The 15,843-nt window shown below is 68.3% G+C and carries 12 protein-coding genes and 1 pseudogene; 4 read left to right on the top strand and 9 right to left on the bottom strand.

Annotated elements, in window-relative coordinates; translation table 11 throughout:
• Nucleotides 1-8: 8 nt before the first annotated feature.
• From pgl to GDI_RS20530, 8 genes and pseudogenes are all read right to left on the bottom strand, one after another.
• Nucleotides 9-746 carry a 6-phosphogluconolactonase gene (pgl, locus tag GDI_RS01380; RefSeq protein ID WP_012222550.1) on the bottom strand — a complete coding sequence of 246 codons (738 nt, stop codon included), beginning with the start codon at nt 744-746 and terminating at the stop codon, nt 9-11.
• A complete protein-coding gene (locus tag GDI_RS01375) occupies nt 746-1,567 on the bottom strand; it encodes a Cof-type HAD-IIB family hydrolase (RefSeq protein ID WP_012222549.1) in 822 nt (273 codons plus the stop codon). Before GDI_RS01375 ends, pgl begins: the two co-directional genes overlap by 1 nt.
• A 42-nt stretch (nt 1,568-1,609) precedes the next feature.
• Nucleotides 1,610-2,488, bottom strand: a complete 879-nt coding sequence (locus GDI_RS01370; RefSeq protein WP_012222548.1) for a Cof-type HAD-IIB family hydrolase — start codon at nt 2,486-2,488, stop codon at nt 1,610-1,612.
• Nucleotides 2,485-4,017: a glucose-6-phosphate dehydrogenase gene (gene zwf, locus GDI_RS01365; RefSeq protein WP_012222547.1), complete on the bottom strand. Its 1,533-nt coding sequence runs from the start codon at nt 4,015-4,017 to the stop codon at nt 2,485-2,487. The genes GDI_RS01370 and zwf overlap by 4 nt, the downstream gene beginning before the upstream one ends.
• Nucleotides 4,018-4,061: 44 nt before the next feature.
• A complete protein-coding gene (gene gnd / locus GDI_RS01360; RefSeq protein ID WP_012222546.1) occupies nt 4,062-5,060 on the bottom strand; it encodes a phosphogluconate dehydrogenase (NAD(+)-dependent, decarboxylating) in 999 nt (332 codons plus the stop codon).
• A gap of 111 nt (nt 5,061-5,171) precedes the next feature.
• On the bottom strand, nt 5,172-8,039 hold the full coding sequence (locus tag GDI_RS01355; protein ID WP_012222545.1) for a bifunctional transaldolase/phosoglucose isomerase: 2,868 nt from the start codon (nt 8,037-8,039) through the stop codon (nt 5,172-5,174).
• A 115-nt stretch (nt 8,040-8,154) separates the two neighbouring features.
• Nucleotides 8,155-10,268 (bottom strand): annotated as a pseudogene (tkt, locus tag GDI_RS01350) (transketolase).
• A 335-nt stretch (nt 10,269-10,603) separates the two neighbouring features.
• Nucleotides 10,604-10,951 carry a hypothetical protein gene (locus GDI_RS20530; protein WP_322786474.1) on the bottom strand — a complete coding sequence of 116 codons (348 nt, stop codon included), beginning with the start codon at nt 10,949-10,951 and terminating at the stop codon, nt 10,604-10,606.
• A gap of 163 nt (nt 10,952-11,114) precedes the next feature.
• On the opposite strand from GDI_RS20530, the gene GDI_RS20525 reads away from it, so the two are divergent.
• The 4 genes from GDI_RS20525 to GDI_RS01330 all read left to right on the top strand — a co-directional run bounded on the left by GDI_RS20525 (nt 11,115) and on the right by GDI_RS01330 (nt 13,807).
• Nucleotides 11,115-11,768, top strand: coding sequence for an MBL fold metallo-hydrolase (locus GDI_RS20525; RefSeq protein WP_322786473.1), 654 nt, complete (start codon nt 11,115-11,117; stop codon nt 11,766-11,768).
• Nucleotides 11,769-11,809: 41 nt separating this feature from the next.
• The gene (locus GDI_RS01340) at nt 11,810-12,331 is read left to right on the top strand and encodes an ankyrin repeat domain-containing protein (protein ID WP_012554265.1); all 522 of its coding nucleotides are present in this window, start codon (nt 11,810-11,812) and stop codon (nt 12,329-12,331) included.
• Between the two features lie 69 nt (nt 12,332-12,400).
• Nucleotides 12,401-13,471, top strand: coding sequence for a histidinol-phosphate transaminase (hisC, locus tag GDI_RS01335; RefSeq protein WP_012222533.1), 1,071 nt, complete (start codon nt 12,401-12,403; stop codon nt 13,469-13,471).
• A 60-nt stretch (nt 13,472-13,531) separates the two neighbouring features.
• Nucleotides 13,532-13,807, top strand: a complete 276-nt coding sequence (locus tag GDI_RS01330; RefSeq protein ID WP_012554263.1) for a hypothetical protein — start codon at nt 13,532-13,534, stop codon at nt 13,805-13,807.
• 298 nt (nt 13,808-14,105) lie between these two features.
• On the opposite strand, the gene GDI_RS01325 is transcribed toward GDI_RS01330, so the two are convergent.
• Nucleotides 14,106-15,794: a Na+/H+ antiporter gene (locus GDI_RS01325; protein WP_012222527.1), complete on the bottom strand. Its 1,689-nt coding sequence runs from the start codon at nt 15,792-15,794 to the stop codon at nt 14,106-14,108.
• Nucleotides 15,795-15,843 lie beyond the last annotated feature (49 nt).

Genomic DNA, 15,843 nt, shown 5'->3' with positions numbered 1-15,843 from the left:
GCCGATTTTCAGACGGCGGCGGCCGCCTTGTCCAGCAGCCAGACCAGTTCGCCCTCGGTCGTGATGTGGCTGGCGGGTTCGGCGGGGTCGCCGGCCCGAACCTTGGCGAAGGCTTCCCGCTTGCCGGCACCGGCCAGCATGAACACGACATGCCGGCTGGAATGGATGGCGGGGTAGGTCAGGGTCAGGCGGGTATGCGGCGCGTCGTCCGGCACGCAGGTCGAAACCCACAGCCTGCGTTCCTGCAGCACCGGCTGGCGGGGGAACAGCGACGCGGTATGGCCGTTGTCGCCCAGGCCCAGCATCACGACGTCGAACAGCGGGCGGCCGGGTTGCAGCGTGTCCGCGCCGTACACCGCCTGCAGTTCCGCCTGGTAGCGTGCGGCGGCGGCGGCGGGGTCGCCCTCGGTCGGCATCGGGTGGACGTTGGCCGGCGGAATGGAAATGTGCGACAGCAGCGCCGTGCGCGTCATGGTGTAGTTGCTGGCCGGGTCGGTGGCCGGCACGAACCGTTCGTCCCCGAAGAAGAGCTGCGTGCGGTCCCACGGAAAGCGGGTGGCGAAATCGGCCGAGCCCAGGATTTCATACAGTCGCTTGGGGGTGGACCCGCCGGACAGCGCGACCACGAAGGGGCCGTCCGTCTTGGCCAGGGCCTGTTCCGTCAGCCATCTGGCCATATATTGCGCGATCGCCTCGCCATCGGCGAGGACGATCATTTCGCCGGTTTTCACATCATGACCGCTCATCAGACATCGTCTCCGAGAATATAGCGTTCCACCCCGATGGCGAATCCTTCCTCCTCGGAGGAGGTGGAAACGTGGGTGGCCTGTGCCTTGACCTCGTCTATCGCCTGGCCCATCGCAATGGACAGGCCGCTGCGCACGAACATCAGCACGTCGTTGGGCTGGTCGCCCAGGGTCGCCATCTGCGCCGCCGGGATGCCCAGCAGCCGTTCCAGCGCCTTGACCACCCCGCCCTTGTTGGCATCATGGTGGGTGACGTCGACATAATAGGGCTGCGACCGCGCGGCCGAGGCCGCGTCGCCCAGCGCCTGCTGCAGGTCGTGCTCGACCTTCTTCATCAGTTCCAGATCGTCGCTGACGCCGGTGATCTTGACCACCTGGTCCAACTGCGCGCCGACATCGGCGACCTTGGGCGGGAATTTCACCGTCCACTGCTCGCGCGCCACATGGGGCGCCTCGGCGTTCGAGACGATCCAGTCGTTGCCATTATACACCCACGGGTCGACCCGATGGTCGCGCAGGATCTCCAGCGTGCGGCGCGCGACGTCCTGGGTCAGGGTGTGGGCCTCGATCACCGAATAGTCGGGGCGGACGATCATGCCGCCGTTGAAGCCGGCGATCGGCTGGTCGATATGCAGCGGGTCGATCACCATCTTCATGCCCAGCGGCGGCCGGCCGCTGGTGATGGTGAACACGATCCCCCGCTCGCGCAGGCGTTCCACGGCGCGGATGGCGCGCGGGGTCAGGATCTTCTCCCGCGTGACCAGCGTGCCGTCGACATCCGCGAGAACCAGGCGGATCGGTCCCGATTGTGTAGCCGTCATTTCATCATCCCCTTGGCCATCATTCCCTGGGCCATCGTCCCCTCAGGCCCTGTTCGCCTGGGCCCTGTTCGCCTGGGCCCGGGGCAGGACATATCGTTCCATGGCATGCGCCCAGCCATCCTGTTCGTTGGTGTCGGTCACGAAGTGGGCGTGCGCCTTCACCCCGTCGGGGGCGTTGCCCATCGCGATCGAGACGCCGGCCTCGTCCAGCATCGGGATGTCGTTGTTCATGTCCCCGATGCAGGCCACGTCATGGATATCGATATCCATAAGCCGCGCCAGTTCCAATGCCGCATAGCCCTTGTTCGCCTGGGGATGGGTAATATCGAGGTAATAGTCCGAGGAACGGTGCACGCTGGCCCGGCCGGCCAGCCGGGTGCCGATGTCCGCCTCCATCCGTGCCAGCAGGGGATAGTCGGACGAAGCGCCCATGATCTTGCCCACATCGTTGTAATGCCCGGCAAAATCGGGCAGCACGACCGGGTCGGTCTGCACCGTGCGGCGTTCGCGCTCGACATACGCGCCGTCGGGATCGGTGATCAGCCAGTCATGGCCGACGAACAGCCACGCATCGACGCCGTGGGATTGCAGCATCCCGACCGCCTGTTGCGCCGCGTCCGGGTCCAATGACAGACGCGAGATGATGGTGCCGTCCGGCTGCGTGACCAGGCCGCCGTTCAGTCCGGCGCGCGGCGTGTCGATCCCCAGCGGGCCCAGGAACATCTCCATCCCGCGCGGGGGGCGGCTGCTGACCAGGCACAGCGCGATGCCGGCGGCGCGCAGCGCCCGCGCCGTGTCCAGCACCGCCGGCGTCAGGCGCTTGTCCGGCGTGACCAGCGTGCCGTCGATATCGGAAATGACCAGGCGGATGCGGTCCGACGGGCCGGCACGGCGGGCCGCGCCCGGGTCCGTGGCCGTCATTCCGCCAGGTCCTGCCATTGGCGACCGTCGCGCGCCAGCAGGGCGTCGGCCTCGATCGGGCCGGCCGATCCCGCGGCGTAGGGGCACAGCGGCGCGGCCTCGGTCCGCTCGCCCCAGTCCAGGGCGGGCTGCACGGCGCGCCATCCGGCCTCGATATTGTCGGCGCGCTGGAACAGCGTCGCATCGCCGGTCAGGCAATCATAGATCAGCGTTTCGTAGCCGGTGCTCGGCCCCTCGCTGAACCATTCGGAATAGTCGAACTTCATCCGCACGCCGCCAAGCCGCACCGTCGGGCCCGGGATCTTGGCCCCGAACTGCAGGGTGACGCCTTCGGTCGGCTGGATGTGGATGGTCATGATGTTCGGCGTCAGCCGGTCGACCGGCGTGTCGCGGAACAGCGCGTAGGGCGCGCGGCGGAAATGGATCGCGATTTCGGTCTTGCGCACCGCCAGCCGCTTGCCGGTGCGCAGGTAGAACGGCACGCCGGCCCAGCGCCAGTTATCGATGGCCAGCTTCATCGCCACATAGGTTTCGGTGCGCGAAGCCGGCGCCACGTCCGGTTCGTCCCGATAGCCACGCACCGGGGTGCCCCCCAGGACGCCGCCGCCGTACTGGCCGCGCACCACGTCTTCCGGCCCCGTGCAGTGGATGGCCTTCAGCACCTTGGATTTCTCGTCGCGCACCGCGTCGGCGTCGAACGAGACCGGGGCCTCCATCGCCGTCATGGCCAGCAACTGCATCAGATGGTTGGGCACCATGTCGCGCAGCGCGCCGGTGCCTTCGTAAAAGCGGCCGCGCTTTTCCACGCCCACGGTTTCGGCCGCCGTGATCTGGACATGGTCGATGTTCTGGCGGTTCCACAGCGGTTCGAAGAACCCGTTGGAAAACCGCAGCGCCATGATGTTCTGGACCGTTTCCTTGCCCAGGTAATGGTCGATCCGGTAGATCTGCCGCTCGCGCAGGGTGCGCAGCAGGCGGATGTTCAGTTCGCGGGCCGAATTCAGGTCGTGGCCGAACGGCTTTTCGACGATGACGCGGCGATAGGTCTCGCCCACCTCGTCCGTCAGGTGGGATTCGCCCAGGCGGTCCACGATGGTGCCGAAGAAACGCGCCGCCACCGCCAGGTAGAAGACGGCATTGCCGCTCCCGATGCGCGCGCCCAGCCGTTCGAACGTCGCCGGGTCCTCGAACGAGCCGCGCAGGTAGGACACGCGGGTGTTCAGCCAGCGCCAGATGTCGTCACGCAGCACGGCGGCGGCGGTGCCGCGCTTGGCCACGAAATCCTGCAGCGCCTCGTGGAACTGGGCGCGCAGGATGTCGTCGGACAGTTCGGCCCAATCGACGGCAACAATGGAAAAACCGTCATCCAGCAACCCGGCGCAGGCCAGGTTGTAGATGGCGGGGACCAGCAGCCGCTTCGTCAGGTCCCCACCCCCGCCGAAGACGACGAAGGTGCACGGGGGAGCACGCCGCGGCTGCAGGCCTGCCCCCTGGATTTCGGACGATGCAGACGCGACGATTCCATCCATGTCAGATTTTTCCCTGAACTGTTGCCACCCGTCGTTTTGAGGACTCAGTCCTTCTTTTCGACGTGGCCGCCGAAGCCGAACCGCATGGCGGAGAGGACCTTTTCCGCATAGTTGTTGCCGGTACGCGAGCGGAAGCGCGTGAACAGCGAGGCGGTGATGACCGGAGCCGGCACCGCTTCCTCGATCGCGGCTTCCAGCGTCCAGCGGCCTTCGCCGGAATCCGCGACCTCGCCCGTGAATTCGGACAGCGACGCGTTCTTGGCCAGGGCTTCGGCCGTCAGGTCCAGCAGCCAGGACGACACGACGCTGCCGCGGCGCCAGACTTCCGCGATGTCGGCCATGTTCAGGTCGAAGCGCTGGTCTTCCGGCAGCTTGGGCGAGTTCTTGGACTTCATGATGTCGAAGCCTTCGGCGAAGGCCTGCATCATACCGTACTCGATGCCGTTATGGACCATTTTCACGAAATGGCCGGACCCGGCGGGGCCGCAATGCAGGTAGCCCTTCTCCGCCCGGGGGTCGAGGCCCGGCTTGCCGCGGTCGGGGGTCGGCGCGACATCGCCCTTGCCCGGCGCCAGGGCATCGAGGATCGGGTCGATATGGTCGGTCGAATCCTTGGTGCCGCCGTACATCATGCAGTAGCCGCGCTCCAGGCCCCACACGCCGCCGGAGGTGCCGACGTCGACATAGTGGATGCCCTTGTCCGCAAGCTGGGCGGCACGGCGGATATCGTCCTTGTAGTACGTGTTGCCGCCATCGATGACGATGTCGTCCTTGCCCAGCAGGCCGTACAGTTCCTGCACCGCGTTCTCGGTGATCTCGCCGCACGGCAGCATGACCCACACGATCTTGCGCTTGGCCGTCAGCTTCGCGACCAGGTCGGGCAGGCTGGTGGCGGCGACGCCGCGGCCGCCTTCGATCCGTTCGGAAACCTTGGACACCGTCGCGGCGTCACGATCGAACAGGACCACGTCATGCCCGTGCCGCGACAGGCGGACGGCGATGTTTCCGCCCATGCGGCCCAGGCCGATGATGCCGATTTGCATGTTCTTGAATCTCCTTGGCGCGGCCCTTCGCCACGCATAATTCGGCCGCCCGGGCGGTGCCCGGGGGCCAGCAGAAATGCCCCGTCCGCAGGACGGACGGGGCGGTTCGGATCAGAGCGCGGCGGTGATCGCCTGGCCCAGCGCCTGCAGGCCGGACTTCAGGTCACCCGAGATATGCACCCGCAGCGCACGGCGTCCCCGTTCGGCCAGGACGTCGAAATCGCCACGCGCCTGCGCGGCCTTGACCACGCCGAAGGTGAACTTCTCGCCCGGGACCGGCAGGTCGGCGGCATCGTCGGCCGTGATCTGCAGGAAGACGCCGCTGTTGGGCCCGCCCTTGTAGGCCTGGCCCGTCGAATGCAGGAAGCGCGGCCCGAATTCGGCGGCCGTCGCGACCTTCAGCGCGTCGCGGATGGCCAGGCGGGTACGCTGGATCCAGGCGCGGTGTGCATTGTCGCGTTCGATATAGGCCAGCAGCCCGACATAATCGCCCGCCTTCACCCGGCCGAAATGGGCCTTGAGGATGGCGGCCAGCGAGTCGCCCTTCAGCGCCGCCGCGTTGGTCGCGTCGGCGAAGAACGAGAAGGCGCCATCGGTCGCGAACGGCGTTTCCGGCGGCAGCTTGCCCGTCTCGTTATAGGCGGTCGTCAGCTTCTTGGTTTCGATCTTCGACGCCTCGACATCCGGCTGGTCGAAGGCGTCGATCCCCAGGATGGACCCGGCGACGGCGGTGGCGAATTCCCAATGGAAGAATTCCTGCGCGATCTGCCGCTTGTCCTGCAGGTGGATCGTCACCACCGGCTCGCCCGCCGCGACCAGGGCCTTGACGGCCTCGTCCTCTTCCGAACAGGCGTCCGTGTCCAGGCGCAGATAGGCGAAGACGCGGTCCTTTCCGTACAGCGCGGGCGCGCCCAGCGTCTCGTCATCGATGGGGATCAAGCCGCGGCCGATCTTGCCGGTCGATTCCGCCAGAAGCTGTTCCATCCACGCGCCCATGTCGCTGATCGGGTGCGAGGTCACGAACGTCACCTTGTCGCGGCCGAACTGCGTGGCGGCGACGCCCAGCACGGTGCCCAGCACCACGCCCGGGTTCAGCGCCGGCGGCACCGAGGCGGCCGAGGCCTTCACCCCGCGCAGCGCGGAGTCCAGGAACAGCTTCAGCGGCACGCCGGAGGCGGCGGCGGGGACGATGCCGAAATTCGACAGCACCGAATACCGGCCGCCGATCTGCTTGTCGCCGTAGAAGATCTTCCAGAACCCGTCCTTCTTCGCTACCTCTTCCATATGCGAGCCGGGATCGGTCACGGCCACGAAATGGCTGCCGACCTTGTCGCCCAGCACCTTCTTGGCCGCGTCGAAGAAATAGGCCTTGAGGATGTTCGGCTCCAGCGTGCCGCCCGACTTGGACGAGACGATGAACAGCGTGTGGGCGAGATCGACCTTCTTCTCGAACGCCTTGATCTGCTGCGGGTCGGTGCTGTCCAGCACGTAAAGGTGCGGGAAGCCGTCATGCTTGCCGAAGGTTTCGGCCAGCACTTCCGGCCCGAGGCTGGAACCGCCCATGCCCAGCAGCAGGATGTCCTTGAACCCCTTCTGCTTCACTTCGGCCTGGAAGGCTTCCAGCGCCGGCAGGTCGGCCAGCCGGTCCTCGACGATATCCAGCCATTTCAGCCATTTTGATTCGTCCTTGCCGGTCCAGACGGTGGCGTCGCGCGCCCACAGGCGGCGGACGGTGCCGTCCTTGCGCCATGTGTCCAGGCTGGCCTTCACCGCCGCGTCGATGTCGGCGGGCAGGTTCAGCGTCGTGGTGGTCAGCGCATGGCCCAGCAGGGCGTTCTGCTTGGTCGCGACCGAGCCCAGCAGGTCGTCGAACGCGTCGGCGAACGAGGACACGCCTTCATTGACCAGCGTGGTCGTCACGCCGTCCAGGTCCAGGCCCAGGCGCTTGGCTTCCGCCATCACGTGGCGCGCGCCCTCGACGTCCTCGGTCAGCGAGGCACGGACCTTGCCGTGGTCGCGAAAGGCGTCGAACGTGGCGGGCGGGATGGTGTTGACCGTGTCCGGGCCGATCAGTTCCTCGACATACAGCACGTCGCTGAACGTCTTGTCCTTGGTGCCCGTGCTGGCCCACAGCAGGCGCTGCGTCTGCGCGCCGGCGGCCGCCAGCTTCTGCCAGCGGGCGGATTTCGTGACCTCCAGCCAATGCTGGTAGGCGACCTTGGCGTTCGCGATCGCGACCTTGCCGCGCAGCGCCTTCAGCGCCGCCGCGTCCTTGTCGCCGGCCGCCACGCGGTCGTCGATCTTCTTGTCGATCTTGCCGTCGATGCGGCTGACGAAGAACGAGGCGACGCTGGCGATGCCCGACACGGGCAGGCCCTTGGCGTGCCGGTCCTCGAGCCCCGCGATGTAGGCCTCGAGCACCTTCTTGTAGGCGTCGATCGAGAACAGCAGCGTGACGTTGATGCTCAGTCCCTCGGAAATCACGGTGCGCACCGCGGGCGCGCCCTCGTCCGTGCCGGGGATCTTGATCATCAGGTTTTTGGCATCGACCGCCTTCCACAGGCGGCGGGCCTCTTCCACCGTGCCGTGCGTGTCGCGCGCCAGGTAGGGCGAGACTTCGAGGCTGACATAGCCGTCCAGGCCCTTGGTCGCTTCATAGACCGGGAACAGGACCTTGGTCGCCGCCTTGATGTCGTCGATGGCCATGGTTTCGTACAGGGTGCCGGCATCGACGATGCGATGGGCCAGGATGTCCTTGTACTGCGGATCGTAATCGGTGCCCTGCCCCATCGCCTTCTGGAAGATGGCGGGGTTGGAGGTCACGCCCTTCAGCCCGTCCTCGTCCACCAGCTTCTTCAGGCTGCCGTTCTCGGTATAGGATCGCTGGATGAAGTCCAGCCACGGGGACTGGCCGAACTGTTCCAGTGCCTTGAGCGGATTGGCGGCGCCCTGAACACCCGTCTTCTGCACGACGTTCATGGTGTTGCTCCTTCGTTGTCATGGCGGGTTATCGCCGGCCAAAAGCCGGTCCCCGCCCCTTTCGGTAACCGAAACGGGCCGGGGCGCGCCGCGTGGCGGGCGCCCCGGCCACGAATCAACCCTTGGCCACCTGCTTGCGCGCTTCGGCCAGGACGGCTTCGACGGTGAAGCCGAATTTCTTGAACAGTTCCGCCGGCCGGGGCCGAGGGCCCCGAAGCCGTGCATGGCGATGATCGAGCCGCTGAGGCCGACATAGCGGTCCCAGCCGACCGGCGAGGCCATTTCGACCGCGACGCGGTTGGTGACCGTCGGCGGCAGGACGCTGTCGCGGTATTCCTTCGGCTGGGCCTCGAACAGGTCCCACGACGGCATGGAGACCACGCGCGCCTTGACCCCTTCGGCCTTCAGCGTCTCGTACGCCGAGACCACCAGCCCGACCTCGCTGCCCGTCGCCATCAGGATGACGTCCGGCGTGCCGTCGCAATCGCCCAGCACGTAGGCGCCTTTGGCCAGGCCCGACGCCGGGGCATAGACCGTGCGGTCCACCGTCGGCAGGTTCTGGCGGCTGAGGATCAGCACCGACGGGCGGTCGGTCATCGGGATCAGCGTGCGCCACGCTTCCGCGACCTCGTTCGCGTCCGCCGGGCGGATCAGCGTCACGCCGGGGGTGGCGCGAAGCTGCACGAGCTGTTCGATCGGCTGATGGGTCGGACCGTCCTCGCCCACGCCGATGGAATCATGCGTGAAGATATAGACGACCGGCTGGTTCATCAGCGCCGACAGGCGGATCGGCGGCTTCATGTAGTCCGAGAAGATCAGGAAGCCCGAGCAGTAGGCCCGGATGCCCGCCAGCGAGATGCCGTTGCAGATCGAGCCCATGGCGTGTTCGCGCACGCCGAAATGCAGGTTGCGCCCGCCATAGGTGCCGTTCCATTCCGGCGGCTGGAACGAGCCCGCGCCCTGGAAGGTCAGGTTGGTCTTGGTGGACGGCGACAGGTCGGCCGAGCCGCCGATCAGCCACGGGAAGTTCGGCGCGATCGCGTTCAGCACCTCGCCCGAGCTCTGGCGCGAGGCCACGCCCTTGGCGCTGGGCTCGTACACCGGGATGTCCTTGTCCCAGCCTTCCGGCAGGCGATTGGACAGGATGGCGTCCACTTCCTTCGCCAGGTCGGGATAGTCCCTGGCGTAGGACGCGTACAGCGCCTTCCACTGCGCGCTGGCAGCGGCGCCACGGGCGCCCAGGCCCTTCTGGAAATGTTCCAGCACGCCGTCGGGGACGTAGAAGCTCTTGTCTTCCGGCCAGCCATAGGCCTTCTTCGCGCCGCGGATTTCCGCGTCGCCCAGCGGTTCGCCGTGCGCCGAGGCGGTGCCGGCCTTGTGGGGCGCGCCCCAGCCGATGACGGAATGCACGATGATCAGGGTCGGACGGCCGGTTTCGGCCTTGGCGTCCGCCAGCGCCGCCAGGAAGGCCGCCTGGTCGTTGGCGTCCTTGACCTCCAGCACGTGCCAGCCATAGCCCTCGAACCGCTTCTGCACGTTCTCGGTGAAGGCGATGTCGGTCGAGCCCTCGATCGAGATGCGGTTGCTGTCGTAGATCCAGGTCAGGTTGCCCAGGCGCAGGTGGCCGGCCACCGACGCGGCCTCGCTGGCCACGCCTTCCATCATGTCGCCGTCACCGCAGAACGTGTAGACGTGATAGTCGAACAGCGGGAAGCCCGGCTTGTTGAAGCGGGTGGCGAGCCATTTTTCCGCCATCGCCATGCCGACGGAATTGCCGCAGCCCTGGCCCAGCGGGCCGGTCGTCGTCTCGACGCCCGCCGTGTGGTGGTATTCCGGGTGGCCGGGGGTGCGGGAATCGAGCTGGCGGAACTGTTCCAGGTCCTTCAGCGTCAGCGACGGCGCGTCCAGCACCGTGCCGTGCTTCACGTCGCGGATGCCGGCCAGGTAGATCAGCGAATAGATCAGCATCGAGGCATGGCCGATCGACAGCACGAACCGGTCGCGGTTCGGCCACAGCGGATCGGCCGGGTCGTAGCTGAGGACGTTCTGCCACAGGGCGTAGGCCGGCGCCGCCATGGCCATCGGCGTGCCCGGATGGCCGGAATTCGCCTTCTGCACCCCGTCCATGGACAGGGTACGGATGGTGTTGATGCACAGCACATCCTCGGCGGACGGGCCGGTGGCCCCGCCTTCGAAGGCCCGAACAGGTTGGGTGAATATGGAACGCATTAAATCGCCTTCTCCATTATGGTTGCCCTGTCTCATCCATCCGATCGGGTCCCCTGCCCATGAAGCGGCCACGCTGCGCCGGTCATCCCGGCGGCGGCACGCACGCTTCGATACCATGGGTTGAGGACTGCCCTTGCCTGGGGATCCCGTTCGTCATTTTTTTGTCATCCGGTCGCGACCCTGGCCGTTCTGTGACCCTGGCCACCCGGGGGCCCGGACGAATTTTCCGCAGTACAATCTCACGACCTCCCCCCGGGGGCAAGTCACGTGACGGACCCAAAAAACGTTCGCAGTAATAGAGCGCCGGCTGGCCGCAGGATTCCAGTCCCCGCTCATCACGAGTTCTCGACCGTGGCGCGCGCGGGGGCGGGTCGCGTGGACGGGGCGGGCGCGCCATAATGGGCGCCCGCGCGTGGAGGACCATGATGCCGCCTGCCCCCCTGCCCGTGTCCGACCATTGCGACGGGCGCCGTTTCTTCAATCCCGCCAGCATCCTGCCGCCCCCCGCGCCTGCCGCCGCCGGCGGGGCGCCGCGCCCCGGGCGCCTGCTGTCGATCCTGCGCTGGCAATGGGCCCGCCGCCGCCGCGCCGCCTGGCCCGTGCCGCCGCAAGGGCCCGCTCCGGCGGGCGACCCGCATGCCGCGCCGGCCCCGGGCCATGCCCATGTCACCTTCATCGGACATTCCACCTTCCTGCTGCGCCTGCGCGCCGCCGACGGGTCGGTGGTGACGGTCCTGACCGACCCCGTCTTTTCGGACCGCTGTTCGCCCGTGCGCTGGGCCGGGCCGCGCCGGGTGCGGCCGCCGGGCCGGGCGATCGGCAGCCTGCCCCCGGGTGGACGCGATCGTGGTGTCGCACTGTCATTACGACCATATGGACCTGGACAGCCTGGCCTTCTTCGCCCGCCGCGACGCGCCGGTCGTCATCACGCCGCCGGGCAATGCGCGCCACCTGCGCGGGTCGGGCCTGCGCGACGTCGTGGAATGCGACTGGTGGCAGGGCCACACGGTCGGGGGGCTGCGCATCACCTGCACGCCGGCGCGCCACGGGTCGGCCCGCACGCCGTTCGACCGGAACCGGGCGCTGTGGGGCGGGTTCGACATCCGGCCGGCGGAGGGCGCGGCGCCTTCGGTCTTCTTCGCGGGCGACAGCGCGCACGGGCGGCACTGGGGGCAGATCCGCGCGCGGCTGGGCGCGCCGGACGTCGCCCTGCTGCCCGTGGGCGCCTATGACCCCCGCGAGCTGATGGCGGCGGTGCACACCACGCCCGAGGAAGCCGTGGCGGCGATGGCCGAACTGGGCGCGGCGCAGGCGATCGGCATGCATTTCGGCACCTTCCGCCTGACCGACGAGCCGTTCGACGAACCGCTGCACCGGCTGGCCGCGTCCTGCGCGGCGGCGGGGCTGGATGCCGGCCGGTTCACCTGGCTGGCGCATGGGGAATGCCGGGCCTTCGCCGCCGCGGCGCAGCCCCTACTCGCACAGCAGGCGGCCCGCTGATAGGATCGGGGCCCCGATTCACCCGACTCCCCGAGGCCATGATGAACCAGACGCCGTCCCCCGCCCCGGACCAATTCAGCGCCGACGACATCGCGGGCCTGTTCCTGGACGCGGCGCGGGACGGGCAGACCGACCTGGTCGCCGCCTTCCTGGAGGCCGGGATCAACCCCGACACCTGCAACGATCGCGGGCATTCCGCCCTGATCCTGGCGGCGTACAACAGCCATGCCGAAACCGTCGCCTGCCTGATCAAGGGGGGTGCCACGGTCGACCTGCGCGACGGCAAGGGGGCGACGGCGCTGGCCGGCGTGGCCTTCAAGGGCGACGTGGAGGTGGCGCGGCAACTGGTGGCGGCCGGCGCCGCGATCGACGCGCCGAACCATGTGGGGCGGACGCCGCTGATGTTCGCCACCATGTTCAACCGCGCGCCGATGGCCGCCTTCCTGCTGGAATGCGGGGCCGATCCCGACTACCGGGACGGCGAGGGCGACAGCCCCCGGCTGCTGGCCGCGCGGAACGGATTGGCCGCGCTGACGACGCTGATGCCGGCGGCGCGTTCCTGACCGCGTTCCGTTCCCGAGGATGATCCTCTAGAAGGGCACGTCCTTTCCTTCCCGCCAGCGGAACCTGTCATGAGCCGTTTCTGGAGCCCCGTCGTCCACCGCCTGACGCCCTATGTCCCGGGCGAGCAGCCGAAACTGACGAACCTGATCAAGCTCAACACCAACGAATCGCCCTATGGCCCGCCGCCTGGCGCGCTGGAGGCGATTCGCGCCGCCGCCGACGATACGCTGCGGCTGTATTCCGACCCGACGTCCGAACGGCTGCGGGCCGCCATCGCGCAGGCCCACGATGTCGGCATGGACGAGATCTTCGTCGGCAACGGATCGGACGAGGTGCTGGCCCATGCCTTCCACGCGCTGCTGCAGCATGACGCGCCGCTGCTGACGCCCGACATCACCTACAGCTTCTATCCGGTCTATTGCGGGCTGTACGGCATCGCGCACCAGCCGGTGCCGCTGGACGACGCCATGCGGATCGACGTGGACGACTACCGGCGCCCCTGCGCCGGGCTGGTGCTGCCCAACCCCAACGCGCCGACCGGCATCGCGCTGGGGCTGGGACAGATCGAGACCCTGCTGCGCGCGCAGCCCGACCGGGTGGTGGTGATCGACGAGGCCTATGTCGATTTCGGCGCCGATACCGCGATTCCGCTGGTGCGGCGGTTTCCGAACCTGCTGGTGGTGCGCACCCTGTCGAAATCCCATGCCCTGGCCGGGCTGCGGGTCGGGTACGCGATCGGCCATCCCGACCTGGTCGAGGCGCTGAACCGCGTCAAGGACAGCTTCAATTCCTATCCGCTGGACCGGCTGGCCCAGGCCGGGGCCGCCGCCGCCATCGCCGATCGGGAATGGCTTGCACGAACCACGGGAAAGATCATAAAAACACGGATCGGGCTGACATCCAGCCTGAGGGGCCTGGGGTTCGAGGTATTGCCCTCGCAGGCGAATTTCGTGTTCGCCCGCCATCCTGATCGTGACGCCGCACACCTGGCCGCCGCCCTGCGGGAGCGGGCCATCATCGTGCGTCATTTCAGGACGCCCAGGATCGCGGAATGGCTGCGCATCACGGTCGGCACCGACGAGGAATGCCGGGTCCTGACCGATGCGCTGGGCACCATCCTGACCCGGAACGCGGACTGACCACACACTGTCCGGCCGCCCCCCGGCCCGACCTCTCACTTTCTGATATGGACGAGTACCATGCGCGCATTCCACGGCCAGATGTCCGACAACCAGCCGATCCGCCGCACCCACGCGGAAAAGCAGAAGCAGTTGCGCGACCTGCGCGAGACACTGGCGGCCATGAAATCGCATACTGCCCCCACCCTGCGCGAGAGCGTGCAGAAGCGCATCCGCCAGCTCGAGGCCGAACTGGCCGCCGCCCCGGCCCTGAAGGACCAGCCCGCCGGCGCCCCGCGCACGCCCCGGGGGGACCGGCCGGCCGGGGGATCGCCCCGGCGCATCCGCACCCTGTGACGGCATAGGGGCCGGGAATGGACCTGTCGCGCCGCCTGCTGTGCGGGGGCGCGGCCGGCCTTCTCGTGCCCGGCCGCCGATGCGCTGATCCGCTTCGGGGCGGACCGGGCGCGGAGGCGCGCCTGCGGCGCATATAAAAGGCTGTTTCAAAAACCCCGATGCTGAGCGAGAGCGGCCCGAAGGATCGCGCCCGTCGTGTGTTCCCGCGCACCGAAGCGGAGCGGCCTTATGGGCCGAGAGCATCGGAGCACAGGAAACGCGCGTCGGATCGCCGGCAGCGGGGCTTTTGAAACAGCCGTCACGCGACGCGTGGCAGGGTCCGGGCGCGGTTGCGCAGGACCTGTTCCTCGTAATCCATTTCCTGCTGCAGCAGGGATTCGGTTTCGTCATTGACGTACTGGGCGGCGCGCAGGTTGCGCAGTTCGATCCGCGACGCGCGCAGGTTGGTCAGGCGGATCGCCAGTTCCAGGCGCATGCGCCGGATCGACCCGACCTGCGCCGCGCTGGCCGCGCCGTCACCGTCGCGCTGCAACTGGCCCAGGCGGTTTTCATATTCCTGCATCAGGCGGGCGATGATCTCGATCCGGGTTTCGCCGGCCTCGTCGCGGATCTTGGCCCGCGCGGTCAGGGCCGCCTGTTCGTCGCGCATGGCGCGGATCATCGTGCGCAGCAGCACCAGCCGCGCCCAGTCGACCTCGCGCGCCTGGGGGTCGACCTGCCCGGCCGGCATGCCGCGCGCCAGCCAGGGCAGGGTCAGGCTGGCCGCCAGCAGCGACACCAGGATGACCCCGGTGGCCAGCGTCACCAGCAGGTCGCGGTCGGGAAAGCCCGGCACGTCCCCCACCGCCTGCGGCAGGGACAGCACCGCCGCCAGCGTGACCGCGCCGCGCACCCCCGCGACCGTGCCGACCAGCACGGTGCGCAGGCCCGGCCAGTGCATCGCCCCGCGTTCGTGCCGGGCCCGCCACGCCGCCACCGCCAGGATGATCCACAACCCCGCGAAGCGCAGCACGCACATGGCCAGGTGGATGGCGACGATGACCAGAAGCAGCAGCCAGGGCGACCGGCCCGCCTGCCGCACCAGCGCGATCCCGTTTCCCGCCAGGTCGGGCAACTGCAGGCCCAGCAGCAGGAAGATGATGGAATTGAACACGAAGCCGACCATGTCCCACGTCGTGCGGGCCTGCAGGCGGGTGGTGATCTGGGTTTCCTGCAGCACGCCCGTCAGCTTGGCCGTCATGCCGCCCGCCACCGCCGCCAGGATGCCCGAGCACCCCACGAGTTCGGCCAGCAGGTAGGCGGCGAAGGGCAGCAGCAGCATGAAGGTGACCTGGGTCGGCGGGTCGTCGTACCCCCGGCGCAGCAGCATCCGGTCCAGCCGCGCCGCCGCGTAGCAGACCAGGATGCCGATCGCGATTCCGCCCAGCGACAGCAGGCCGAACGTGGCCAGCGCGCCGCGCAGCGAGAACGCCCCCGTTACGGCGGCCACCGCCGCGAACCGGAAGCAGACCAGGCCGGACGCGTCGTTCAAGCAGGGATTCGCCGTCCAGCAGCGGTGGACGATGGTGCGCGGCACGGACGGCCCCCAGCATGCCCGCCCACGGGCCACCGCGTCGGTCGGCGACAGCACGGCGGCCAGCGCGAAGCAGGCCGGCAGCGCCAGCACCGGGATCAGCCAGTGCACGGCATAGCCGCACAGGATGGTGGTCCCCACCACCATCGGCACCGCCAGGGCGAAGATGATGCCGCGCAACTGGCCGAATTCGCGCGTCGGCATGCGGAACGCATCGCGGAACAGCAGCGGCGGAATGAACAGCAGCATGAACATGTCGGGGTTCAGCACGACATGCAGCCCCGCCACGGACCCCACCACCCCCAGCGCGATCTGCCACAGCGGCAGCGGGATGGGCACGGGCAGAAGCCGGGAAAACAGGCTGCTGATCGCGGCCACGAACAGCAGGATCAACCCCACGATGACGTCGTGCATGGCCGCGCTTCGATTTCCCCGATGCCGATCCGCGAAAGATCATCACGGT

Source organism: Gluconacetobacter diazotrophicus PA1 5 (assembly GCF_000067045.1).
GTDB lineage: Bacteria > Pseudomonadota > Alphaproteobacteria > Acetobacterales > Acetobacteraceae > Gluconacetobacter > Gluconacetobacter diazotrophicus.
This window is presented reverse-complemented; position numbering and strand designations above follow the sequence as displayed.

Coding starts and splice junctions, on each gene's coding strand:
- pgl (WP_012222550.1), bottom strand. CDS start 746: ATGAGCGGTCATGATGTGAAAACCGGCGAAATGATCGTCCTCGCCGAT.
- GDI_RS01375 (WP_012222549.1), bottom strand. CDS start 1,567: ATGACGGCTACACAATCGGGACCGATCCGCCTGGTTCTCGCGGATGTC.
- GDI_RS01370 (WP_012222548.1), bottom strand. CDS start 2,488: ATGACGGCCACGGACCCGGGCGCGGCCCGCCGTGCCGGCCCGTCGGAC.
- zwf (WP_012222547.1), bottom strand. CDS start 4,017: ATGGATGGAATCGTCGCGTCTGCATCGTCCGAAATCCAGGGGGCAGGC.
- gnd (WP_012222546.1), bottom strand. CDS start 5,060: ATGCAAATCGGCATCATCGGCCTGGGCCGCATGGGCGGAAACATCGCC.
- GDI_RS01355 (WP_012222545.1), bottom strand. CDS start 8,039: ATGAACGTCGTGCAGAAGACGGGTGTTCAGGGCGCCGCCAATCCGCTC.
- GDI_RS20530 (WP_322786474.1), bottom strand. CDS start 10,951: ATGTCCGATGAAGGTGACATGGGCATGGCCCGGGGCCGGCGCGGCATG.
- GDI_RS01340 (WP_012554265.1), top strand. CDS start 11,810: ATGAACCAGACGCCGTCCCCCGCCCCGGACCAATTCAGCGCCGACGAC.
- hisC (WP_012222533.1), top strand. CDS start 12,401: ATGAGCCGTTTCTGGAGCCCCGTCGTCCACCGCCTGACGCCCTATGTC.
- GDI_RS01330 (WP_012554263.1), top strand. CDS start 13,532: ATGCGCGCATTCCACGGCCAGATGTCCGACAACCAGCCGATCCGCCGC.
- GDI_RS01325 (WP_012222527.1), bottom strand. CDS start 15,794: ATGCACGACGTCATCGTGGGGTTGATCCTGCTGTTCGTGGCCGCGATC.